Annotated in this window: 1 protein-coding gene; it reads left to right on the plus strand. The window is 47.5% G+C overall.

The window, feature by feature from the left end; genetic code table 11:
* On the plus strand, positions 1 to 1,216 hold a 1,216-nt coding region (locus K3G25_RS20560), incomplete at both ends, for a non-ribosomal peptide synthetase (RefSeq protein WP_232489505.1).

Below are 1,216 nucleotides of genomic sequence, written 5' to 3' on the forward strand. Positions count from 1 at the left end.
TAATACCCATACGGAGTATGCACAGCATCATATGGCAGTGGAACGATTCGAGAAACATGCGGAACAGACACCTGAGAAGACGGTAATCGAATACGAAACGGGCGTACTTCGTTATGGAGAAGTCAACCGCAAGGCCAATGCATTGGCATGGGAACTGATTTCGTTAGGTGTTCAGCCCAATGATCGAGTGGCCATCATGACTACCCTGGAAGCGGAAACGATCATTGGCATTTTGGGCGTGCTAAAGAGTGGAGCCGCCTATGTCCCGATTGATCCAGCAACACCGAAGGAACGAATAGAGCATATCCTGAACGATGCAGCCCCCAAGGTCATTTTAACAAGAGAGAAGACTATGGAAACGGAAGTCCCACTCATCTCGATGAATCTTGAAGATCTGGGCGAGAATGCGGAAAACCCAGCGTGTGCCGTTGAAAAAGACGACATCGCCTATGTGATTTACACATCAGGAACGACAGGAAAGCCCAAAGGTGTGGCGGTGACACGAGGCAATCTGGATCATTACTTGTCGTATGCAGATCAGGAATACCAGAAGGAAGCTTGTACGACGGTACTGATTACAAGCTTAAGTTTCGACCTCTCCGTAACGTCCTTGTTCTTACCGCTGATTAGTGGTGGATCTCTTCTATTAAAGGGAGGAGACGCGGAGGAAAGGCTGCGTGCAGCATTCAAAGATAACAGGGTAACCTTCCTTAAGCTTACTCCGTCACATTTAAAAATGCTGGAAACCTATGCAGACGGCGTAGATGTACCGAATTTAGAAACGCTGATTGTCGGTGGAGAAGAGTTCACCACAGATACGGCACGGGAAACGCAGAAGCTATTAGGAGACAGCGTCAAGATTCATAATGAATATGGCCCTACGGAGACTACCGTAGGATGCTGTGACTATATCTATTCCAGCGAAAAAGATAAGGGTTTAAGTGTAGGAATCGGGCGTCCCATTGCCAATATGCAGCTCTATATACTGAATGAGATGGAGTTATGTGGTATTGGCATTCCTGGTGAGCTATGCATCGCCGGAGACGGAGTAGCCAAAGGCTATCTAAACCAGCCTGAATTAACAGCGCAGAAGTTTATCGACAATCCATATGGCGAAGGGAAGTTATACCGCTCTGGAGATTTGGCGAGATGGCTGCCTAACGGGGAGATCGAATACCTGGGAAGAATAGATGAACAGGTTAAAATCCGAGGATAC

The sequence above is a fragment of the Bacillus sp. FCW2 genome, from assembly GCF_021228595.1.
Taxonomy (GTDB): domain Bacteria; phylum Bacillota; class Bacilli; order Bacillales; family Bacillaceae; genus Bacillus; species Bacillus velezensis.